Source organism: Sporosarcina sp. P26b (genome assembly GCF_002743245.1).
GTDB classification, from domain to species: domain Bacteria; phylum Bacillota; class Bacilli; order Bacillales_A; family Planococcaceae; genus Sporosarcina; species Sporosarcina ureae_C.
In genome coordinates, this window is the sequence record NZ_PDYW01000002.1 from 341,358 (window position 1) to 364,879 (window position 23,522).

The window sequence follows — 23,522 nt, forward strand, 5'->3', positions numbered from 1 at the left end:
GATTGTTACTCAATGAGCAAAATCAAATGCCAATGCGGGCATGAAAATCCTTATGGTACAGAGCTTTGTGAGAAGTGTGGTCGTCCCTTATCTGAAAAAGCAAAGAAAAGTGATATTGTAGATATGCGCTACGAAGGATCTTCTAGAAGATCTCAAACCTATAAGAGTTCCATTGTCGATAAAATTTGGAACTTCTTCTCCAGTGTCAAGATTGGCGTTAGTATTATTGCGGCGGTATTAATCGCGTCAGCAATTGGAACCATCTTTCCGCAGAAGTTCTATGTACCTGCCACTACGCCTGAAGGCTATTTGGAATACTATGAGCGTCTGTATGGTACGGTAGGAAAACTGTATTACCAACTTGGTTTTTATGATATGTATAATAGCTGGTGGTTTAAAGTATTAGTCGGTATGCTCGCAACTTCTATTATTATCGCAAGTATCGACCGTGTTATTCCGCTTTATAAATCACTTAAAAAGCAACGTACACGTCGTCACCCATCCTTTATGAAGCGTCAGCGGATTTTCGGAGAAGGTGATGTCCAAAATACCGAAGAGTCACTTGCAAAAGCAGCTGAGAAACTAAAAGCTATGCGCTACAATGTGAAAACAGAAGACGGCGCCATTCTAGCTGAAAAGTATCGATTTTCACGCTGGGGCCCATATGTCAATCACGTTGGATTAATTATTTTCATTTCAGGCGTTCTGCTTAGAGGAATACCTGGTTTTTATGTGGACGAGGCGATGTGGCTCCGAGAAGGAGAAACACGTAATATCGTTGGAGCACCAGGTTATGTACTTGAGAATAAAAAATTCACTCTTGAGAATTATACAAAAGAAGAAGCGGAAGAAGTATTTGGTAAGGCGTTGGAGAAAAATGGCGCCATTGCTAAATCGTATACAACCGACGTTGCTTTGTATAAACAAGAAGAGGGAGCATTACCTGGTAGTGAAAGTTTGGAAAAAGTAGAGGATTACTCTATCAATGTTAACAAGCCATTGAAATTTGATGGATATAATGTATTCCAGATGGATTATAAACTGGATGAGCTTAAAAGCATGACATTTAATTTGGTAAATAAATCTACTGAAGATTCACTAGGGGAATTCACTGTAGATTTAAGTGACCCCGAGAAGGAATATGATCTTGGAAACGGCTCAAGCGTAAATATGCTTGGTTTTTATCCCGACTATGATGGAATTAAAGATGGGGAACCGTTCTCGAAGTCACCTGTTCCAAATAACCCAGCGTTCATTTTCCAAATGAACACACCTGATAAGCCAGAAGGTGAAAAGAGTTTCGTAGCTATTCGTCAAACACTTGAAGTAGAAGAGAACGATTACGCGATTAAGTTCGCAGCTGCCGAGACACGAAATATTTCTGGTTTAACAATCCGTAAAGATAAGACATTATATATCCTCTTATTCGGTGGTTTAGTATTTATGATTGGTGTTATTCAAGGTATGTACTGGCAACACCGCAGAGTATGGATTCAAGAAGATACAGAAGGACATCTATTGATTGCTGCACATACGAATAAAAACTGGTTCTCTTTACGTAAAGAGCTAGATACATTACGAGAAACTGCAGACTTGCCTGCTTATATAGATCGTCAGGATCCTGAGTTGGACAAGCCAGAACAGGAAGGGGACGAGGAAATATGGACTTAGTTACCATTAGTAGTAATTTATTATTAGTTTCGTTTGTTGCGTATTTAGTGGCAACAATGTTCTTTGGTGGGGCAATTAAAAAATCGAAATCTGAAAAGGCTTATCATAATAGTAAGTGGGGAACAATCGGTATTGTCATTACAATCATCGGTTTCCTTACTCACCTAGGCTATTTCTTTACTAGATGGGCTGCATCAGGTCACGCTCCATTAAGTAATATGTTTGAATTTACGACTGCGTTCGGTATGATGCTTGTTGGTGCATTCATCATGTTGTATCTAATATACCGAACACCGTCACTCGGATTGTTTGCATTACCTATTGCGATTATTATTATCTCGTATGCAACTATGTTCCCGACGGACGTAACTCCGCTAATCCCTGCTTTGCAGAGTAAATGGTTGTTCATCCACGTAATCACGACGGTTATTGGTGAATCTATCCTTGCAATCAGTGCGATAGCAGGTCTTGTGTATTTGGTGAAAAATATCGACATGACAAAGAAATCCAAATCGCGTTTTTGGATTGAAGCAGTTATGTATACGCTAGTTTTAGTACTTGGATTTGTTGTGGCATCTACAACATTTAAGGTAATGGATTATCAAGCTGATTTCACATACATCAATAAAGATCAAGTGCCAGCTGAAATCACATATCACGTTCCTCCGCTATTCGGAATGAATGAGTATGAAGCCATGACACCGGATAAAATGACACCTTGGGTGGAGTTACCTCCGATCATCAATGCTCAAAAAATGTCTTCTCTAGTTTGGTCTATTGCCATAGGTTCAGTGCTTTACGTACTATTACGCTTAATTGCACGCAAACCACTCGCTGCGGTCTTCCAACCGCTAGCGCGGAAGGCGAATTCTCAACTGATGGATGAAATCGGCTATCGTGCTGTATTGATTGGTTTCCCAGTGTTCACGCTCGGTGCTTTAATTTTCGCTATGATTTGGGCGCATGAAGCTTGGTCACGATTCTGGGGTTGGGATCCGAAAGAAGTGTGGGCACTCATTACATGGTTGTTCTACGCTGCATTCCTTCACTTGCGTTTATCAAAAGGTTGGGAAGGTAAAAAGTCTGCATGGCTTGCTGTCATCGGATTTGTTATCATCATGTTCAACCTGATTGCCGTAAACTTAATTATTGCAGGTTTACACTCCTATGCATAAAATCAGACTGTATGACAATAATTGTCATGCAGTCTTTTTATTTCTTTTTATAGGTTAGTAATTGTACAATGGAGATAGAAGGTTGTCGAAAGGGGTAATGAATTGTGGAAGAAACAGTGAAGCTCTTAGTGGTGGATGATGAGGATCGCATTCGTCGCCTATTGAATATGTATTTATCTAGAGAAGGTTATGAAATTGAAGAAGCGGTCGATGGAGCAGATGCGCTAGAAAAAGTGTTTGCTGGACAATATGACTGTATATTGCTTGACGTGATGATGCCTGAAAAAGATGGCATGGAAGTATTAGCTGAACTGCGTGAAAATAAAATTATGACACCTGTTATTTTATTGACAGCAAAAGGTGAAGAAGCAGATCGTGTAAGCGGGTTTGAAAGTGGTGCAGATGATTACATCGTCAAGCCATTCAGTCCAAGAGAAGTAGTTTTACGCGTCAAGGCTATGCTCCGACGTTCGGTAGCATTCCCGAACGTTTCATCTAACACGACGTCTAAAGATTTAGTGGTTTACCCACAACTAACGATTGACCATGACGCGCATCGTGTGACAGCTGAAGGGAAAGAAGTAAATTTAACGCCGAAAGAATATGAATTATTATATTTCCTAGCGAAATCACCAGACAAAGTATTTGATCGTGAACAATTGCTGAAGGAAGTATGGCATTACGAATTCTTTGGAGATTTACGTACAGTGGATACACACGTCAAAAGGCTCCGTGAAAAATTGAGCCGGGTTTCAGAGCGGGCAGCAAAAATGATTGTCACTGTTTGGGGTGTCGGTTATAAGTTCGAGGTTCCGAACGAGTGATGCGAATATGGAATTCAATTGTCGGGAAGCTATGGGCAACCATATTGCTTCTCGTTTCGTTTGTCCTGTTTATTGTCACACTGTTCTTGCTTGAGTTTCTGGATAACTTCCATACGAAACAAGCAGAAGAGTCCTTGCAGAGGGAAGCTGCCACCATCAGCAAGATTGTGAACGATCGCAATGGACAAACGAATGATTCCATTCACCAGATTATAGAAGATATCCTCGACTTGGAGACGAACGCAATTGTAGTTGATCGACAAGGTGATATTTTATATTCATTCCATACATCCTCAAGTAAAGATGAAATTGAAGAAAAGCTTCTTTCTGAAAGCGTTTTATTCGAGTCACCTGAATCAGGTAAGCAAAAAATGAAAGAAATGATATTGCCTTCATTGACAGAAAAAGATGTCATGGAGCAATTTTTAATTTTATCCTATCCATTTAAACAAGAAAGTGGTGAGGAAGCGAGTGTACTGATGTATCAAAGTCTAGATGCTGTGCACCGTACAACAAAAAGTACAACGAATATCGTATTCTTGTCTGCATTTATTGCCTTTCTTTTGACTACATTTTTTGCATTTTTCCTATCTACGCGAATCACGTTGCCATTACGTAAAATGAAGCAAGCGGCGTTTGAATTGTCTAAAGGCAATTTTGATACGCATTTACCGGTTGCGCAAAAAGATGAAATTGGTCAGTTGGCTACGGCTTTTAATCAGATGGGACGTCAATTGAAGTATAATATCGAATTGATTAAGCAAGAGAAAGAACAGCTTTCGAGCATTCTCACCTCAATGACAGACGCAGTGGTAACGTTTAATCAAGATTACTCTATCCTGCTGAAAAATCCTCAAGCTGAATTACTGTTGAAAAAGTGGTATGGCTTCAATGAGAAAAAGAATCATCCGTTGCCTAAAGAAGTCTTTCATATGTTGGAGCATGCTATTTCGTTTGCTGAGGAAGTGGAAGATGAATTGGAATTAGGTGGGCAGTTTTATGTGATTTCTATTAGCCCATTGTACAGTGAAAACAGTATACGAGGTGCTGTGGCGGTATTCCGGGATATGACTGAACAGCATAAATTGGATAAGTTACGTTCGGATTTCATTGCTAACGTATCGCATGAACTACGGACGCCGATTTCGATGTTGCAAGGGTATAGTGAAGCGATCATTGATGACGTAGTGAGCAGTGAAGAAGAGCGTATGGAAATGGTACAGATCATTCATGATGAGTCAAAACGTATGAGTCGTCTAGTCACAGATTTGCTGAATTTAGCAAGGATGGAGTCTGGCTACATTCAACTTCATAAAGAACCTTTATCCATTGTAGAGTTTTTGGACCGCATGGTTACAAAGTTTTCACAAGTTGCAAAAGATGCGGAGGTAGATTTGTCGCTAGAAACTGAGGAAATGAATACTCTACTTGTGACAGCTGACGAAGACCGTCTAGAACAAGTATTCACCAATTTGATTGACAATGCTATCCGTCACACCCCGGATGGTGGAGCTGTGACGTTAGGCGTCTACAAATCTGCTGGTATGCTCGATATTACAGTAGCCGATACAGGCGTCGGTATTCCCGAAAAAGACTTGCCGTTCGTCTTTGAACGTTTCTATAAAGCCGATAAAGCAAGAACTAGAGGGAAAGGCGGAACGGGTCTTGGTTTAGCTATTGCAAAAAATATTATGGAAGCACACGATGGGTCGATTTTAGCGACACGTGGTGATGAAAAAGGAACGATCTTTATTTGTTCGCTCCCATTTGACGCAATAAATAAATGAAACTTTTCCTGTACTGAAACGACTACTATTACAGAGCGAGGGGATTGGATGGATGACTCTGTTTTCCAACGTTTGTATGAAGATTATAACCGCGATGTATTTAACTTCCTGATTTATCTAACTCGCCATCGGGAGGTAGCGGAAGATCTAATGCATGAAGTCTATGTGTGTGTTCTTAAATCCTACGGCCGTTTCGAAGGAAAAAGCTCCGAGAAAACATGGCTGTTTGCGATAGCGAAAAATGTGTCTATTGATTATTTTCGAAAACAATCAACTATCAAAAAGCATACTAATATTCATTTTGATTGGGAAACACAGCAACTGACCGCAACTGATAAACTACCTGAGCATTTCATTGAAGCGGATGAACAACAGAAACAATTGCTGGAAGTATTGCACACTTGTACGGGGGATCAAAAGATGGTCATCCTCATGCGGTTTTTCCAAGATCTTTCGGTTGCTGAAACTGCAGAAGTTTTGGATTGGACCGAAAGCAAAGTGAAAACAACACAGCATCGTGCAATAAAAGCATTGAAAACGAAACTTGACGTACGTTCTGTGAAGGAGGGGGGGATGAGATGAGTAACGATAAGTGGAATGAAGACGATATGGAGAAACGTTTACGTCATATGCCAGTCGTGGAAGATCGGCGGTCCAAAGAAGAGATCTTGCAACGATTGAAAAACGATGCCAGACTTACAGAACTTGAAGAGCCGAAGAATATTCCGTCAAAATCTAAATGGCCATCAATTATTGCAGCTGTAGCAGCGGTCCTGTTGCTCACTATACTCATACCAACTTTCCTTCAACAGAACAATGAAGTATCAATGGATAAAGCAACAACGAGTGAATCGGCAAGCACTATCGAGATGGAAAATAGTGAAGAAATGCAGTCCGAAGATTCAAGTGATACATCTGTCTATACCAAACAGATTGCAGCGCCACTTACCAATGCTGCTTATCCTGCTGATCTCATCGATCACACAGCTTTCCGTATTGGGCTGGCTACCGATCAGGCGACAATTGTCCCTGTGACGTTCTTGATCCCGAATGAACGACTTCCTGAAGGTCTAGGGTCATCTTCAGACGCAGTGGCACTCTATAATGAGTATGCGAATACAATAGATGAAGTGTCGCTTGGCTTCACAGAGTATCATCCTTATATGGCGACGATTTCATCAGTTGGAAAGCAAGTTCAAATGAAGTTTTCAGCTGACCATTCTTATGATCGATCGAGTGCGACGCTTGAGATGCTTAATCTGTCTGTACAAGATACATTCTACGGTTTTGATGAAATCCGATTTCTACAAGAAGACGCATCACCCGTTACGTTTGACGGAGTAGGGAAAGTTGAAGAACCTCTTATCATAACAGGTAATAACTCGCGTCAGGCATACTATCGATTTGAGAAATCGGATGGAGAAGTATTTCTTTCGACGAATTTTGGTAAGGCTTACGCTACAGTAGAAGAAGCATTGAATGCGATGAAAGAGACACCAAACGATATCTACTCGTCTGTTGTTCCTGATGGAGTAAACTTCACGGTTACGGATGAAAAAAATAAAGTGCGCGTGAAATTTAGTGAAATACTGGACTTAAATAATCTACCATATGAAGAAGCTATGCAACTGATTGAGGGGATTTTACTAACAGCGGCTAGCTTTGATAAGCAAGCAGAGTTTGATCAAATTAAACAAGATCAATGGGGGCGCTTTGATTTTACACAAGCAATCGAAAAACCGATTGGTGCAAACCCTAAGTTTCTGATTAACGAATAATTCTGTTTTGTAAACTCGTAGAGTTTACAAAACAGTTTTTTTACGCTACAATAGAGTCATAATTAAATATTGATTCATCTTCGGGGCAGGGTGTAATTCCCGACCGGCGGAAATGGAGTAGTTTTCTACTTTTAGCCCGCGAGCTTAACAGCTGATTCTGGTGTGATTCCGGAGCCGACAGTATAGTCTGGATGGGAGAAGGTGAAGGTGCAGCCATCTTTTTGTGTACGCAAAAGTGGTGCTTGTTTTCTGACGGATAAATTCATTGAATTTATCTGCTCTTAACAGTGCATTTTACTCTCCCTAAGGCATATTTTGCTTTAGGGATTTTTCGCGGAACAGCAGATGTGCAAGCCTTTCCTCTTTTGAAGTGAATCGCAAAAGGAGAGAGGAACAAGTGAATAACAAGAAGTTACGTAAGTTAATTTTGGTGGCAATATTGGGAAGTATTTCAACGGTGTTGATGCAGTTTAACTTCCCCATCCCGGCTATGCCCGGATTTTTAAAGATCGACTTCAGTGAGATTCCTGCTGTTATGGCAATCATGACAATGGGACCTGTAGCAGGTATTGGCGTAGAGTTATTGAAAAACGTCATGCACTGGTTCTTATCAGGCAGCCCGACAGGAGTACCGGTAGGAGAAATCGCAAACTTTGCGACAGGTGTATTATTCATTATGCCGATCTACTGGATCTTCATGAAGTATCGTTCAGCTAAAGGTCTGATGACAGGTTTGTTCGCAGGTACAGTAGCAATGGCAGTAGGTATGAGCTTGTTGAATTACTTAGTGTTCTTGCCGATGTACACATACTTCCTTGGTATGCCAGCAGTTACTGGCGACTCATTGTATCAGATGATTATCTTAGGAATCTTGCCGTTCAACCTAGTCAAGGGTGTCATTTTATTGGTCATCACATTGATGTTATATAGAAGTATGGAGAAGTGGATTCTTCAGCAACAAAAGAAATTATCATTTTAATCATAACAACGCTAGTCTTTCCGAAAAGGAAGGCTGGCGTTGTTTTTGCATGGGATTGGAGTGTAGGAGAGGCGACTCGACTCGTCACTACGTTCCTGCAGTGTCTCGAACTCGCAAATCCTAATGCCGACATTTCTTCCTAACCTAAACAAAAAAACAACACATCCAATAGTAGGAAGTGTTGTCGGGATTGAATCAATCTTCATATTTTAATGGATCGCCTTCAAAGGCTTCATCCGCAATTTTAATTGAATCAGTAGGGCAGCCATCAAACGCATCCTCGAGATCCTCCATCAGTTCTTCTGGAACTTCAGTGTTTCCCGTGTTATCATCTAAAATAACAAATGCAATCCCCTCATCGTCATAATCATATATATCTGGTGCAGCAGCCCCGCAGGCCCCGCAAGCTATACACGTATCCTGATCGACAATCGTATATTTTTTGCTAGACATTTGTCTTTCTCCCTTCTTCCATTCACTCAACCTATTTTGTATCTACTCCATTCTAAAGCTGTTTTCATCACTTTTCAACAAAAAAACGTTATTTCTTCAGGAGGGAGCGCAAATGAGTTTTGATTCCATCTTACTAACGATCTTTCAACGCCTTCATGGTGAGCGTTCGGCGCAAGGTGTTTACCACATACTTCGTGGGAAACGATCGGGACAGACATTGCAAGACGTCGAATATTATCAAGTCAAATCATACTACGCACTGTTGCCACAGTTGTCCTCAAGCGAATTCCAGCAGGCGCTCGAGCGGATGGTGGCGGACGGTCTTATCTATATAGATAAACTTGTTTATGTCACAGCAAAAGGTCAAATGGCTACAGGGAGTGAAATGTGGCGATTTAATGGCTGGGACTATCGCGGACGTGAAAGAGAATTCGGTAGGCGATTGGCATTGACAGTTCAAACCTTGTCTAATTTGCGAAGAGGTGAAACTATGTTCATGCCGATTCAGAAAGAATTGCCTACTCAGCAATTTGTAAAAGGATTTCTGCGTAATCAATCAAAACCGATGAATACACTATCTATATCGCTGCAGAAAGAATTGGAACACGCACTAACAGACGCTCAAGTACCCGAGTTGCAATGTACAATAGTGATTGGTCGATTATCAGGAAACCGGCTTACCGCCTTTACTTGGGAGCAGATGGCAGAAAGTCTCAACATGCCGATCCGTTCGATCCAACTTTATTATCTAGAAGCATTGCATATGTTGCTCGATTTTATTCACCAACAACGAAATACTCCATTGCTAAAAGAATTAGCTGCAGGTTGTAGAGTGGACACGTATTTGACACAATCCGCTGAGAGAACGAGGAAGCTATTCGAGCGTGGTTATACCGTTGAACAAATTTCTTCTTTGCGGAATTTGAAATTAAGTACAATAGAAGATCATTTTATTGAAATGGCTGCGAATGTAGAAAGTTTTCCATATGAAGAGTTTGTGACAAACGAACAAATTGATCAAGTTTGGCGTCATGTAGAACAGATGCAAACAAAGCGATTACGTGTATTAAAAGAACAGTGTCCAGAATTGACGTATTTTCAACTACGATTAATAATCATTATTGGAAGGAGGGAGAGCTAATGGAGCTACAGGAAGTTTTGCATCAAAAATTTGGGTATGAATCATTTCGTCCAGGACAACAAGAAGTCATTACAGAAATTCTCGCAGGAAGAGATGCGGTAGCGATTTTCCCTACAGGCATGGGGAAATCCCTTTGCTATCAGTTACCTGCGTATATGCTCAATGGTGCAGTCGTCATTATCTCTCCGCTCGTTGCGTTAATGGAAGATCAAGTTGCTAATTTACGTAAACATAAAGAGAAACGTGTTGTGGCCATTAATTCATTCTTGTCCAGACAAGAGAAAGAATTAGCGCTGTCTACTTTATCTCAATATAAATTTATTTTTTTATCTCCTGAAATGATGATGCAAAAACCTGTTCAACAACTCGTCAACCAATTACATATTGCTTTTTTCGTAGTAGATGAAGCGCATTGTATTTCAGAGTGGGGATTTGACTTTCGTCCAGACTATTTGCGCTTAAAGGAACTATTTGCAGTTTCAAGAAGAGCACCGGTTTTGGCATTAACGGCTACTGCGAATAAAAAAGTAGTGGGGGATATCACTACGTATTTGCAAATGAATAACCCGTATATTGAACGTCAGCCGATGGATCGAACGGCTATTTCGTATCGTGTATTGAAGATGGACAATGAATTAGCAAAGACAGAATGGATTATCGACAGGCTTTCTACGACAATCGGTCCTGGTATAATTTATGTAGCTTCACGAAAGCGAGCCGATGAACTTTCTGCAATCATCAGAGAAAGAGGCATCGCGACTGCTAGTTACCACGGGGGCAAAGAACAGGACGAACGGTCAATCATTCAAGAACAATTTGTCCAAGGAGAACTTGAGTGGATCTGCGCGACTAATGCATTCGGTATGGGAATTCATAAAGATGATATTCGACAAATTATTCATGAACATATCCCTGCCACTTCCAGTGCGTATATACAAGAAGTCGGGCGTGCAGGGCGTGACGGAGGAAAAGCAGCCGCCACTCTTTTGTATAATGATCGAGATATTCAGAAAGTAAAATTCATTGTCTATGAAGATTTGCCCGATGAACAGCAAACACTTTATTATTCTTCTTTATTGCAAGCGGGAACTGGAGAGCAATTGGCTGCAGAACAAGCAGGATTGTCTGAAGTCTCATCCCGTCTACTTGATTATTATTTGGAACAATTTGATGTGGAAAATGTCGTTCGACAAATCCAGCAGATTTATCATGTAAAAGAGAAACAAATTGAGGAAATGGAAAGTTATATAAAATGTGATAGTTGCTTACGGAGAAAATTAGTGCAGTTTTTTGACGAAAACACCTCACCAGCAGAAATGGATTGCTGTTCAAACTGCCAGAATCTTGACGATAGCTGGCTAATGAAATCAGAATCTTTACCTGAAAGGGTCGCTAAGCCGTTACAATGGCGTGAACGACTGCATCAATTATTAGGTTGATCCTAACTGTCTGTATTTACTTTTAAGACAAAATTCGGCATAATAGAAACAGATGAGTTTATGAGCGGACGTACTTTTCACGGATGAATAAACGAATTGCATCATATAATAGCAACAGACATTATGCGGTGTGAAGGAGAAATTAGACATGTTAAACGATCAATATAAGATGGATTTTGAACGGCAGCGAAAAGAGATTAAAGATAAAGTGCCTTCCGATAAACTTCCTTCCCGTGCAGAAGTACATGGAAAGAAGAAAGAGGAAAAATACGGTCGCGTGAAGATCATTAATATTTTTCTAGCAATCTTTACGCTAATTCCTATTATTATTTTACTCTACGTATTATCCGATCTCTATTCCCCTGACGTTCCCGATCAAGTGCCAGTGGAAAAAGTGGAGTTATCGGTTGGGTTTCATCCAACCATGACAGAATACTTGGGTGCAGTTTCATAAGGAAAGTAAAATGGTTGAGGGTATTATCGGAATCTTGCTATACTACTAATGAAATTAATACTACAAAAGCAAAGTGGATACTTTGCTTTTTTCTATGGGAGCTGACAAATGAAAAAGGCAGAAACAGCAGGAATATCAGTTCTTTTATCAGCAATAACTACGTTGACGTATATGTATACGTTGGCCAATCGAAATCGTTTGCTAACGCATACTTTGTCGATTGATCCAAATCCTACTAAACAGCTGAATATATTCTTTATTTCGGATATACACAGACGTACTATCTCGCCTCGATTAATCGATGAATTACGTACGCGTGCAATTGATGCGGTCATCGTAGGCGGAGATGTAGCAGAAAAAGGTGTACCTATGGAGCGGATTTTGCATAACATGCGATTGCTGTCTTCAGTCGGACCGCTATTTTATATTTTCGGTAATAATGATAAAGAAGTTGGTAGAAAAAACATTTTACAAGTGATGGATGAAGTAGGCGCAACGGTACTCGTAGATAGTACAGCAACCGTACCAAATCATCCGCGCTTCGGATTGTGTGGACTGCAGGATCGGAATAATGGTACCGTCGATATCAATAAAGCAATCGACTCAGCAAGTGGATATGAGTATTTAATTCTCGCTGTGCACAACCCTTCTTTGTTTAAAAAGGTAGAGGAACAACTGCAACCTAAATTGTCGCTTGCTGGGCATACGCATGGTGGGCAAATTAGATTTGGGCCATGGGGATTGCAGGATCTAGGGCGTTTCCAATTAACGAAATACGGTGCGAAATTAATCAGTAACGGCTATGGAACGACCAAATTACCGTTACGACTCGGTGCAAAACCCGAATGTCATGTAGTGGAAGTTCGCTATTAGGCAGTAAGAAGTCAGGAGAGTAGATGTCATGAATTCTGTAGATGCAGTAATTGTCGGTGGCGGTCCATGTGGCTTGTCAGCGGCAATTGAACTACAAAATATCGGTTTGTCTGTAGTAGTAATTGAAAAAGGAAATATCGTGCATTCCATTTATAACTATCCGACTCACCAAACCTTTTTTAGTTCAAGCTTGAAGTTATCAATTGGCAAGACGCCATTTATTACGGCGATGGATAAGCCGAAACGTAATGATGCATTAGTCTATTATAGAACCGTTGCACAAATTGAAGAACTACAAATAAATAGCCATGAGCGAGTAGAAGATGTAGTTAAAAACGGTGATCAATTCACCGTGAAAACGGATAAAGCGGTCTATAGTGCAAAGTATGTTGTAGTGGCAACAGGTTATTATGATCAGCCAAATCGTTTACATGTAGAAGGAGAAGATTTGCCAACTGTTTTCCATTACTTTAAAGAAGCACATCCGTATTTCAATAAAAAAGTAACAGTCATTGGTGGCAAAAATTCTGCAGTCGATGCGGCATTGGAATTACAGCGTGCTGGAGCGCATGTTACGGTCGTTTACCGTAATGATACGTATTCAAAAAGTGTCAAACCTTGGATTTTGCCTGGCTTTGATAGTTTAGTGCGGAATGGTCAAATCGATATGTACTTCAATGCGGACGTTACCAAAATTAATGAAAAAGCTGTCACTGTTAATCAGCAAGGTGAAACGTTTGATCTCGAAAGTGATTATGTCTTTGCGATGATTGGCTATCATCCGGACCATGCATTTTTACGTAAAATAGGTATCGAGGTGGATGAGACGTCGGGCCGTCCTATTTTCAATGAAGAGTCAATGGAAACAAACGTGGAGAATTTATTTATAGCAGGTGTCATTGCAGCAGGCAATAATGCCAATGAGATTTTCATCGAAAATGGTCGTTTCCATGGTGGAATGATTGCGCAATCTATCCAACAACAGAAGTGAATCGAAAAGTCGCTTGCCTTATAGGTCAGGCGACTTTTGTCGTTTAGTGTGTGGTATACTATCGACATGAGGAGGCGCTTATGTTTATCTTACTGACAGTCGCAATAGCGCCGGCGCTGGCACTTTTCAGTTATTTGTATTTACGTAAACAAATTGCCAAGGAGCCATCCAAGTCGCTATTCCATGCATTCATTTACGGTGCGATCATGACATTCCCAATTTTGTTTATTCAACATGTTTTTGAGGAAGAGCGTGTATTTAATAGTGAATTTTTCCGCAATGTTTTATTTACAAGCAGTTTAGAAGAATTTTTTAAATGGATTATTATTTTTATTCTCGTATATAAAACAATTGAATTTGAAGATGCCTATGATGGAATATTGTATGGAGCAAGTGTATCACTTGGATTCGCTACAGTAGAAAATATTTTATATTTACTGTCCTTCGGTTTGGACACAGCTTTTATTCGAGCATTGCTACCTGTCTCAAGTCACGCGTTATTTGGTGTGGTCATGGGCTATTATTTTGGTAAAGCAAAGTTTTCTATAGTGTCAGAAAAAGCGAAGTGGATAGCCGTTGCATTTTTGGCGCCATTTTTGCTTCATGTACTTTATAATTCGATTTTATTTACCTATGATTATTGGTTATATTTAATGATCCCTTTCATGCTGTTCCTTTGGTGGTTTGGCCTGACACGAGTAAAGTACGCACACACTTTTGCGATGCAGCAATTTAGAAAAAAAAATCAATCAAACTTTTAGAAATCCGTCTGAATTAATCAGACGGATTTTTTGCCTTATAAAATACTGCATATTGGACAAACTACAAGGAAGCACAATTTTTTGGAGGTGGATGTCTATGAAGCGAATTACAAAACGCTTCCTATTTTTATTACTGGCAGGCATCATGATGTTTTCTTTCTTTGCGAGTCATAGTGAAGCATTCAGTGGACGTGACTTGGCAAAAGGTGCAAAAGGAGATGATGTCATTGAGTTACAAGCGAGACTTCAATATATCGGTTTCTATCACGGAGAGATTGATGGCAATTTTGGATTTGGGACTTACTGGGCATTGCGCAATTTCCAAGAGCAATACGGTTTGCCGCTTGACGGGATTGCTGGGAAAGGAACCCAGAAGAAGTTGCAAGGAATTACGGATTACGATGAAAAGTATGTAAAGGGACAGATTGCTAAGGGCAACCAATTTACCTATTATGGTGGTCAGTCGCTGGAATCGCAGGTGAAAAAGGGCGGCGCGCCACATAAACAGTCGCAAACTCAAATGCAAGCACCGCCTAAATACACTGACCAAGATATTAATTTATTAGCGAATGCGGTTTATGGTGAATCGCGTGGAGAGCCATACGAGGGGCAAGTGGCCGTGGCAGCAGTTATTTTAAATCGTGTTGAACATGCAGACTTTCCTGATTCAATTGGTGGGGTCATATTTCAACCAGGCGCGTTTACTGCGGTTGCGGATGGACAGATTTGGCTGACACCGAACGAGCGCGCGAAAGAAGCGGTCATCGATGCAATCAACGGCTGGGATCCTTCAGAGAACGCTATTTACTATTTCAATCCAATTACCGCAACTAGCAAATGGATTTGGTCGAGACCACAAATTAAGAAAATCGGTTTACACATATTTTGTGACTAATAGAAAGGAGGACCTAGCTTATTATGAGAAGCATGATTTTCATTTTGACCTATTCATTTATTGTGTTAGGAATCTATACGTTTGGGACAGTGCGTGAAAATGAAGAGTTATCGATTGCACTAAATGGCCAGTATTCGAAAAGTATGACAGATGCCTCGCAAAAACTTGGGGAGTTGGAAGAGGCCGTAAACAAGTCGTTACTCTTTGAAGATCAAAAAAGTTCCGCAAAAGAGAGAGAAGATATTTGGCGTTTGTCTTCGGACATCAAATCGTCCATTTCCTCTCTACCTGTCGATGAAAGTTTCTCTACTTCCTGGATGAATTACTTAGGACGGTTAGGGAATTTTGCAAAGGAATCTACGGAAAATGGTGAACCTGACGAATATTATGGTGTCATGCAACGCGCTTCAGAAAATCTTAATGAATTAACGAGTGAATGGCAATTGGCAACAAAAGACATGTTTTCAAGAAGAATGTCGATGAGTAACTGGGAAAAGAAGTTGCGCGACTCACCAGATGGTAAAGCGAATTGGTCGAAAATGGGAGAGTCTGTCATGCAATATACAGAATCGGTATTCCCTTTAACGGCAAGTGAGTCTGATGCTCAGAAGAAAAAAGAGTTGCGCGATATAAAAGAAAAGAAAATAAGTGAGGACGAGGCGATTCAGAAATTCAAAAAGCTTTTGCCCGCCGTGTCAAATGATATCATTGCAGCGGAAAGAAGTAGGAAAGGTGCTCCCTATCCGTTTTATCATATCCGTTTTGCGGAAAACTCTTCAATCGGCTATATTGATCTAACTGAAAAAGGCGGTCATGTATTGTCCTATCTTGTGGAGCGTCGTATGGGTAAACCTGCAGTATCGTATGAAGAATTGGAGAAGTTAGCTGACGAGTTTTTAAAGAAGGCTGATTATAAAGATTTGGTTCTCGAAGAAGCGAGAGAGAACGATACGGCTTGGCACTTTGTTTATGTCCGCGTGTATCCTGAAAATGGGGCTAAAGTATTCTCGGACCCCATTCATATCAAATTAGCAAAAGATAACGGAGAAGTGATCGGTCTCAATGCGTCCGAATATATTCGTAAAGAGCAACCAAAACCGCAACCTATTCGTACAGCCGAGTGGCACACATTCTTCAGACCTGAAGTTACGGTCATGAAGCAAGAGCTCGCATATGTAGAAAATAGTCAAATGCAACAGCGTCTTGCGCACTATCTCACGGTTGTTTCAGGCGAAGAGAACGTAGAGACATACAAAATTCTTGTCGACACTGATACATTAGAAGTCATTACGACAGAAAAACAATAAGAAAAGGATTGGAAAAATGTACTCCACATGACATAATGAATGTATAGGACGAATGGCAGGTGGAGAAATGAAATTAACTATCGGAACGGTATTAACAATAGAAAAGGATTACACGGAAGAATCGGAGAAATTCAAGTGTCGTGTAGTTGATATTGAAGGTGATGATCACTTTATGATGGATTATCCTATCAATATGGCAACAGGAAAAACGGCGTTCTTCATAGATGGCACACAATTATTAGTAACGTTCGTGGATGACTATAAGATGTCTTACGCATTTCGTACCGAAGTGCATAGCCGTATCAATCGAACAATTCCTATGCTTAAACTGGAGTATCCTGGAGATAAGCAACTGATTAAAATCCAGAGAAGAGAATTCGTTCGCGTAGATACTTCGCTCGACGTAGCATTGCAGGCTGATGCCACCTCACTACAGTTAGTTTCAATGGATCTGAGTGCTGGCGGCTTAGCGGTCAATATGAAAGATCATGATTATTTTGCACAAAATGAAGAAGTAAAGTTGATCATTGTGTTATATTTCTCAAAAACAGAAATCAAATATGTTTCATGTAAAGCAAGAGTAGTAAGGAATTGGGAAAGCGAGAAACGCAGACTGACTTCTTTCAAATTTGATGAAGTAGATGAGAAAGACCGACAACATATTATTCGCTATTGTTTTGAACGACAGCTTGAATTACGAAATAACTAACAGGAAAGTCTGTCTACAGCAGACTTTTCTTTTTTTCATATGGTACAATAAAGGCGTAAATGGAGGGGTTTTCAGCATGAATAGTGGAATGAGAATCGCAATTGACGGCCCTGCAGCAGCAGGTAAAAGTACAATTGCTAAATTAGTAGCTAAGAAATTAGGATACACGTATATCGATACAGGAGCTATGTATCGTGCTATTACTTACAAAGTACTACAAAGTGCCATTGATCCGCGTGATGAAGAAGAAATTACTAAATTAATTGCACAAACTGAAATTGAATTGCAACCAGACGAAGGGATGCAAAAAGTTTTGCTAGACGGTATTGAAGTGACGGATGCGATACGTTCTCATGAAGTGACCACAAACGTTTCAGCGATCGCAGCATTGACATCTGTTCGTGAATTATTGGTTGCTAAACAACAAGATCTTGCTGCGCAATCATCCGTTGTAATGGATGGTAGAGATATCGGGACTGCTGTTTTACCTGAAGCGGAGTTGAAAATCTTCATGACAGCCTCTGTAGAAGAACGTGCAGAGCGTCGTTTGCTAGAGGAACAACAGCGTGGCATGACGTCAGATTATGAAACATTGAAAAGAGAAATTAGCGAAAGAGACCAAGCAGATAGCGAACGTAAGATTTCGCCATTAAAAAAAGCGGAAGATGCGATCACAATTGACACAACAGGGAAGACAATAGAAGAAGTGACGAATAGTATTATCAAATATGCCGAAAAGAGGTTAGCATGATGAATTTATATCCACTCGGCAAATTTTTGATTAGTACTGTTTGTTATCCACTGTATCGAATTAAAGTAATCGGCAAAGAAAATTTCCCTAAAGAGGGCGGCGTACTTTTATGTACCAATCATATAGACAATTTGGATCCGCCTGTAGTTGGAATCACATGTCCTAGAACCGTTCATTTTATGGCCAAAGAGGAGCTTTTTGATAAGCCTATTCTTAAAACGTTATTGCCGCAAGTACAAGCATATCCCGTAAAACGTGGTATGAGTGACCGTGAGGCGTTCCGGAAAACGATAAAACTATTACGAGACAATAAAGTAGTCGGCCTTTTTCCTGAAGGAACAAGAAGTAAAACCGGGGAAATCGGAAAGGGGTTAGCAGGTGCAGGTTTCTTCGCGCTAAAAGGAGGAGATGCGAAAGTGGTCCCTTGTGCGATCATTGGACCGTACAAAGCCTTCTCGCAACTGAAAGTCGTGTATGGCGAAGCGATGGACATGACGCCTTATCGTGAAAGAAAAGCATCTGCCGAAGAGGTAACAGATGCAATTATGGCAGAGATTGCTAAGTTGATTGAACAGTACAAATAAAAGAATAAGTGCAATTTTTTGTTTTTAAGTCTCGATTCGCATAATATAGAGGTAAGATTCATTATGGAGGAGGACTACATATGACTGAAGAGATGAATATGGATGAAGTTAAAGAATACGGTGAAGGTGCACACGTAACGGGTGTAGTGACGAAGGTTGAAGAGAAATCGGTGACTGTTGAAATTGCAGGCGCTCCTTTTGACGGCGTGATTCCGATCAGTGAACTTTCCAGCTTGCATATTGAAAAAGCAGCAGATGCAGTCTCAGTCGGTGACGAATTAGAATTGGCGATTACCAAAGTGGAAGATGAGACATACGTCTTGTCCAAACGCCAAGTGGATGCAGAGAATGCATGGGGTTCATTGGAAGAGAAATTTGAAAATGGTGAAATCATCGAAACGGAAGTAAAGGACGTAGTAAAGGGTGGACTTGTTGTTGACCTTGGCGTTCGTGGATTTATCCCAGCTTCTTTAGTAGAAGATCACTTTGTAGAATCATTTGATGATTATCAAGGTCGTACGATGACTTTCAAAATCGTTGAAATGGATAAAGAGAAGAATCGTTTGATCTTGTCTCACCGTGCGGTTGTTCAAGCAGAAAATGACAAGAAAAAAGAGGCTGCACTTTCTGAAATTCAAGATGGTGACGTTTTAAACGGTACAGTACAACGCATCGCTTCTTTCGGGGCATTTGTTGATATTGGCGGCGTAGATGGTTTGGTTCATATTTCCCAAATTTCACACGGACATATCGAAAGTGTGTCAGACGTGTTGAAAGAAGGAGACGAAATCCAAGTCAAAGTATTGTCTGTTGACCGTGATGCGGAACGCGTATCTTTATCCATTAAAGATACATTGCCTGGTCCATGGGAAAACATCGAAGAAAAAGCGGAAGTCGGCTCTGTACTGGACGGCACAGTGAAACGACTTGTAGCATACGGCGCATTCGTTGAAATCTTGCCTGGTGTAGAAGGACTCGTACACATCTCACGTATTGCACATGAGCATATCGGTACACCACAAGAAGTGCTTGAGGAAGGGCAGTCTGTACAAGTCAAAGTATTGGACGTCAATCCACAGGAAAAGCGTATCTCATTGAGCATCAAAGATCTTACAGAAAAGCCAAAAGAAGCACGTGAAGAAAACTTCAGCTATGAAATGCCTGAAGAAACGACTGGCTTCTCACTTGCGGATGTAATTGGTGACCAACTAAAGAAATTCCAAGAATAATCTTGGGAATGTGATAAACTAGCCACAAATGATGAATAAGCGTAACTGGAATGATGATGCTTTCATATGCATCATCATTCTTTTTGTGTATAATATTCAAAGATAGGTCGGAAGGGTGTAATGAAAGAAAATGAAAAAACCAACAGTAGCAATCGTAGGAAGACCAAACGTCGGTAAGTCGACAATCTTTAACCGGATCGTAGGCGAACGTATTTCTATCGTAGAAGACGTTGCCGGTGTAACGCGAGATCGTATATACAGTGCAGCAGAGTGGTTGAATTATGAATTTAACTTAATCGACACGGGCGGTATTGAACTTCGTGATGAGCCGTTACTCGATCAAATTCGTTTACAGGCTGAAATTGCCATTGAAGAAGCTGATGTCATCATCTTCTTGACAAATGGTAGAGATGGCGTGACAGATTCGGATGAACATGTAGCACGGATGTTGTATAAAACGAATAAGCCAGTTGTATTGGCAGTGAATAAAGTTGATAATCCAGAGATGAGAGATATGGTTTATGACTTCTACTCACTAGGATTTGGAGAACCATATCCAATTTCAGGATCACACGGTCTAGGACTTGGTGATTTATTGGATGCGATGGCGGAGAGCTTTAAAGATATGGATTTAGAAGAAGAGGAAGACGATTCCATCAAATTCTGTTTGATTGGACGTCCGAATGTTGGAAAGTCGTCACTTGTGAACGCGTTACTCGGAGAAGATCGCGTCATCGTAAGTGATATAGCAGGTACGACAACAGACGCAATTGACTCCACGAAAGTAGTGGATGGACAAGAGTTTAGAATTATCGACACTGCGGGAATGCGTAAAAAAGGGAAAGTATACGAAAACACGGAGAAGTACAGTGTTCTACGTGCCTTAAAAGCCATTGACCGTTCAGATGTTGTCTTAATCGTTATGAACGCAGAAGAAGGTATTCGTGAGCAAGACAAACGTGTAGCCGGCTTTGCTGAAGAAGCAGGTAAAGGTGTCATGTTTGTTGTCAACAAATGGGATACACTTGAAAAAGATGACAAGACAATGAATAACTTTATCGATGATATTCGTGATCAGTTTAGATTCCTTGATTATGCACCTATATTCTTCGTTTCAGCTAAAACGAAGCAACGTGTGCATACATTGTTCTCTAATATTTTAATGATTAGTGAAAATCATGCGTTGCGTATTCAGTCAAGTGTTCTGAATGAGGTAGTGGAAGATGCGGTAGCTAGAAATCCTGCACCTTCAGATAAAGGACGTCGTTTACGGATTTACTATGCAACTCAAGTTGCTGTCAAGCCGCCAACGTTTGTCGTCTTTGTCAACGAACCGGAACTAATGCACTTTTCTTACCAACGCTTTTTACAGAACAGATTGCGTGAAGCCTTTGGATTTGAAGGAACACCAATCCGCTTAATTACAAGAGCAAGAAGCTAAATACACAAACAGAAAGGGCGGAGGTAATGGAAAAAGTCTCTATAATCGGTGCAGGCAGTTGGGGAACGGCACTTGCTTTTGTGCTGGCTGAAAATGGACATGACAGCTTAATTTGGACAAGACGTGCAGAGCAAGCGGATGAAATCAATAGTCAGCATACGAACAACCAATACTTACCTCAGGTGAATCTGCCCGAAAACCTTAACTCTACTAGTGACCTACAAACGGCGGTACAGCATGCGCAAACTATTGTGCTGGCTGTACCGACAGTTGCGATGCGTGAAACGTGCCGTCGTATACAAGAATCACTGACCGAACCGGCTGTGTTTGTTCATGTCTCCAAAGGAATCGATCCCAATACATTGGAACGGATTTCCGAAATCATTGCGGATGAAATAGACGAAGAGCTGCGTGAGGCCATTGTCGTGTTGTCTGGACCTAGCCACGCGGAAGAAGTAGTACTTCGACACCCTACAACCGTAGCAGCGGCTTCGAGCAACATGGAAGCAGCAGAGCGGGTGCAGGATTTATTCATGAGCAATTATTTCCGTGTCTATACGAATAAAGATGTCATCGGCGTGGAGCTTGGTGGTGCATTGAAAAATGTCATCGCTTTGGCTGCCGGTATTTCTGATGGTCTAGGTTACGGTGATAATGCAAAAGCGGCACTGATTACGAGAGGTCTAGCAGAAATTACACGGCTTGGCGTCAAAATGGGCGCAGATCAACAAACATTTTCAGGTTTAACGGGGCTTGGTGACTTGGTCGTTACATGTACAAGCGTCCACTCCAGGAACTGGAGAGCCGGAAACTCACTTGGAAAAGGTCAAACTCTTGAAAGAGTAACTGAAGAAATGGGAATGGTCATAGAAGGCGTTCGTACTACGAAGGCTGCCTATCAGTTGGCTGAACAGTTTGGCGTCAATATGCCGCTAACTGAAGCACTGTATTCTATATTATTCGGCAACATCCCACCTAAACAAGCAGTAGATGAATTAATGAACCGTGGAAAGAAACAAGAAATCGATACATTTTTCGGTATCTAAATAGTAGGAGGGTGACAATTTTGTCCTCGTTAGATAAAATGTGGCTATCTTTTTACGCAATGGGATTCATGGTTGTTTCAATGGGCTTGATCTATTTAAGTCGTTATAAAATAAAAAACCGTGCACTACAAATCTTATTTGCGATTATTGCCTATACACTATTAATTACATCGTTCTTCGCAATGGTCTATTTGGTATTCAACGGACCGACTGGAGGGGCGTAACGTATGAATAAACGATTACTTATACTGTCAGTTATGATCTGTGGATTATTACTGTCGGCTTGTGGCGGTCGTCCACCAGAAGAGAAGCAAGCAAGCGAAACACCGTACCCTGATCAGCAAGAAACAATCCAGAAGGCTGTTGAGCGCTACCAAGAACAAACGGGTGGTCTATTACCCATCAAAACACGCGATCAAGAAACCGATCAATTTATCAAATATCCTATCGAGTTCTCGAAAATCGTTCCAGACTTCACTGAAAAGATTCCGTCCAACGCATTCGAAAACGGTGGCATTTTCCAATACGTTCTCATGGATGTAGAAGAAAATCCGACTGTTAAACTAGTCGACTTGCGGACTACTGAAAAACTGCGCGACATAAATTTGCGCAAATTTATCAGTGGAGAACTACCATTCTTGGATCCAGTCGGGGACAATGTCTATGCAGTAGACTTTAAGAAAATGGGCTTCAAAGAACCACTAACAGTCCAAAGTCCATACTCCGATGCGCACCTACCCATCGTAGTAGGCGGCGACGGAAACTTCTACGTAGACTACTCCATCGACCTTAACAAGATCTTGATGGAGAAAAAGCCGGAAATAGAACCAGGCACAGACATTCGTTATCTACTATACGAAGACTCCCTAGTCCTCCCGGCATACTCCTTGCCCTACACAGTAGACGAAAACAACGAACCTGTGTTTATGAAGAAATAATCTACTCTAACTTGCAGGTGACCTCACGTATTCGCTTTTGAACTTTACATATTCAGAGAGTAATACAATCTGTCACCAAAATATAACTAGGATTGGTACGGAAGATGGGACGACTCCGGGAGGATCAGCGTGCGCCTTGAGACCCCGCAGGGAGCGAAGCGGACGAGGAGGCTCAAGCCACCATAGCTGTCAACTTAAGAAATAGGTGTACTTTTCTTAAAAAGATGGTAAAGATACATACCATCTTTTTTGAAAGGAGTTCTTTTTATGTCTATCAACCATCATTTTGACATGCT

At 40.9% G+C, this 23,522-nt stretch carries 24 protein-coding genes and 1 riboswitch; of the genes, 23 read left to right on the top strand and 1 reads right to left on the bottom strand.

Annotated features, from left to right (window positions below; genetic code table 11):
* Positions 1-12: 12 nt before the first annotated feature.
* From resB to CSV69_RS03650, 7 genes are all read left to right on the top strand, one after another.
* Positions 13-1,671, top strand: a complete 1,659-nt coding sequence (resB, locus tag CSV69_RS03620; protein ID WP_099692719.1) for a cytochrome c biogenesis protein ResB — start codon at positions 13-15, stop codon at positions 1,669-1,671.
* Positions 1,662-2,846 carry a c-type cytochrome biogenesis protein CcsB gene (ccsB, locus tag CSV69_RS03625; protein ID WP_085428777.1) on the top strand — a complete coding sequence of 395 codons (1,185 nt, stop codon included), beginning with the start codon at positions 1,662-1,664 and terminating at the stop codon, positions 2,844-2,846. Before resB ends, ccsB begins: the two co-directional genes overlap by 10 nt.
* 104 nt (positions 2,847-2,950) lie before the next feature.
* Complete coding sequence (locus CSV69_RS03630) at positions 2,951-3,670, top strand: response regulator transcription factor (RefSeq protein WP_085428778.1); 720 nt, start codon at positions 2,951-2,953, stop codon at positions 3,668-3,670.
* Positions 3,667-5,457 carry an ATP-binding protein gene (locus CSV69_RS03635; RefSeq protein ID WP_099624567.1) on the top strand — a complete coding sequence of 597 codons (1,791 nt, stop codon included), beginning with the start codon at positions 3,667-3,669 and terminating at the stop codon, positions 5,455-5,457. The genes CSV69_RS03630 and CSV69_RS03635 overlap by 4 nt, the downstream gene beginning before the upstream one ends.
* Before the next feature lie 48 nt (positions 5,458-5,505).
* Positions 5,506-6,039 (top strand): sigma-70 family RNA polymerase sigma factor, encoded by a 534-nt coding sequence (locus tag CSV69_RS03640; RefSeq protein WP_099692720.1) that lies wholly within the window; start codon positions 5,506-5,508, stop codon positions 6,037-6,039.
* Positions 6,036-7,235: a hypothetical protein gene (locus tag CSV69_RS03645; RefSeq protein ID WP_099692721.1), complete on the top strand. Its 1,200-nt coding sequence runs from the start codon at positions 6,036-6,038 to the stop codon at positions 7,233-7,235. The genes CSV69_RS03640 and CSV69_RS03645 overlap by 4 nt, the downstream gene beginning before the upstream one ends.
* A 72-nt stretch (positions 7,236-7,307) precedes the next feature.
* Positions 7,308-7,442: riboswitch (FMN riboswitch) on the top strand.
* A 190-nt stretch (positions 7,443-7,632) separates the two neighbouring features.
* Positions 7,633-8,214, top strand: a complete 582-nt coding sequence (locus CSV69_RS03650; protein ID WP_085428782.1) for an ECF transporter S component — start codon at positions 7,633-7,635, stop codon at positions 8,212-8,214.
* Between the two features lie 195 nt (positions 8,215-8,409).
* Here CSV69_RS03650 and CSV69_RS03655 read toward each other — a convergent pair whose 3' ends face one another.
* Positions 8,410-8,667 carry a ferredoxin gene (locus tag CSV69_RS03655; protein WP_085428783.1) on the bottom strand — a complete coding sequence of 86 codons (258 nt, stop codon included), beginning with the start codon at positions 8,665-8,667 and terminating at the stop codon, positions 8,410-8,412.
* A 112-nt stretch (positions 8,668-8,779) separates the two neighbouring features.
* Here CSV69_RS03655 and CSV69_RS03660 point away from each other — a divergent pair, with 112 nt between their 5' ends.
* The 16 genes from CSV69_RS03660 to CSV69_RS03735 all read left to right on the top strand — a co-directional run bounded on the left by CSV69_RS03660 (position 8,780) and on the right by CSV69_RS03735 (position 23,226).
* The gene (locus CSV69_RS03660) at positions 8,780-9,808 is read left to right on the top strand and encodes a YpbB family protein (protein WP_085428784.1); all 1,029 of its coding nucleotides are present in this window, start codon (positions 8,780-8,782) and stop codon (positions 9,806-9,808) included.
* Entirely contained in the window at positions 9,808-11,247 is a 1,440-nt protein-coding gene (locus tag CSV69_RS03665; RefSeq protein ID WP_099692722.1) for a RecQ family ATP-dependent DNA helicase, read from the top strand. The genes CSV69_RS03660 and CSV69_RS03665 overlap by 1 nt, the downstream gene beginning before the upstream one ends.
* A gap of 148 nt (positions 11,248-11,395) precedes the next feature.
* Entirely contained in the window at positions 11,396-11,701 is a 306-nt protein-coding gene (locus CSV69_RS03670) for a hypothetical protein (RefSeq protein WP_085428786.1), read from the top strand.
* 108 nt (positions 11,702-11,809) lie between these two features.
* The gene (locus CSV69_RS03675; RefSeq protein ID WP_099692723.1) at positions 11,810-12,574 is read left to right on the top strand and encodes a metallophosphoesterase; all 765 of its coding nucleotides are present in this window, start codon (positions 11,810-11,812) and stop codon (positions 12,572-12,574) included.
* 28 nt (positions 12,575-12,602) lie between these two features.
* On the top strand, positions 12,603-13,565 hold the full coding sequence (locus CSV69_RS03680) for a YpdA family putative bacillithiol disulfide reductase (protein ID WP_099692724.1): 963 nt from the start codon (positions 12,603-12,605) through the stop codon (positions 13,563-13,565).
* An 80-nt stretch (positions 13,566-13,645) separates the two neighbouring features.
* Positions 13,646-14,326, top strand: a complete 681-nt coding sequence (gene prsW, locus CSV69_RS03685; protein WP_099692725.1) for a glutamic-type intramembrane protease PrsW — start codon at positions 13,646-13,648, stop codon at positions 14,324-14,326.
* A gap of 97 nt (positions 14,327-14,423) precedes the next feature.
* The gene (sleB, locus tag CSV69_RS03690; RefSeq protein ID WP_085428790.1) at positions 14,424-15,221 is read left to right on the top strand and encodes a spore cortex-lytic enzyme; all 798 of its coding nucleotides are present in this window, start codon (positions 14,424-14,426) and stop codon (positions 15,219-15,221) included.
* A gap of 23 nt (positions 15,222-15,244) precedes the next feature.
* Positions 15,245-16,528 (top strand): PepSY1/2 domain-containing protein, encoded by a 1,284-nt coding sequence (locus CSV69_RS03695; RefSeq protein WP_085428791.1) that lies wholly within the window; start codon positions 15,245-15,247, stop codon positions 16,526-16,528.
* Positions 16,529-16,595: 67 nt separating this feature from the next.
* Entirely contained in the window at positions 16,596-17,237 is a 642-nt protein-coding gene (locus tag CSV69_RS03700; protein WP_158232600.1) for a flagellar brake protein, read from the top strand.
* 76 nt (positions 17,238-17,313) lie between these two features.
* A complete protein-coding gene (gene cmk, locus CSV69_RS03705; protein ID WP_085428793.1) occupies positions 17,314-17,988 on the top strand; it encodes a (d)CMP kinase in 675 nt (224 codons plus the stop codon).
* Entirely contained in the window at positions 17,988-18,572 is a 585-nt protein-coding gene (locus CSV69_RS03710; RefSeq protein WP_085428794.1) for a lysophospholipid acyltransferase family protein, read from the top strand. The genes cmk and CSV69_RS03710 overlap by 1 nt, the downstream gene beginning before the upstream one ends.
* 80 nt (positions 18,573-18,652) lie before the next feature.
* A complete protein-coding gene (gene rpsA / locus CSV69_RS03715; RefSeq protein ID WP_085428795.1) occupies positions 18,653-19,801 on the top strand; it encodes a 30S ribosomal protein S1 in 1,149 nt (382 codons plus the stop codon).
* 130 nt (positions 19,802-19,931) lie between these two features.
* Positions 19,932-21,242: a ribosome biogenesis GTPase Der gene (gene der, locus CSV69_RS03720; RefSeq protein WP_085428796.1), complete on the top strand. Its 1,311-nt coding sequence runs from the start codon at positions 19,932-19,934 to the stop codon at positions 21,240-21,242.
* Positions 21,243-21,268: 26 nt separating this feature from the next.
* Positions 21,269-22,288: an NAD(P)H-dependent glycerol-3-phosphate dehydrogenase gene (locus CSV69_RS03725; protein ID WP_099692726.1), complete on the top strand. Its 1,020-nt coding sequence runs from the start codon at positions 21,269-21,271 to the stop codon at positions 22,286-22,288.
* Positions 22,289-22,299: 11 nt separating this feature from the next.
* Positions 22,300-22,512, top strand: coding sequence for a DUF2768 domain-containing protein (locus CSV69_RS03730; protein WP_369823268.1), 213 nt, complete (start codon positions 22,300-22,302; stop codon positions 22,510-22,512).
* Between the two features lie 3 nt (positions 22,513-22,515).
* A complete protein-coding gene (locus CSV69_RS03735) occupies positions 22,516-23,226 on the top strand; it encodes a hypothetical protein (RefSeq protein ID WP_099692727.1) in 711 nt (236 codons plus the stop codon).
* Positions 23,227-23,522 lie beyond the last annotated feature (296 nt).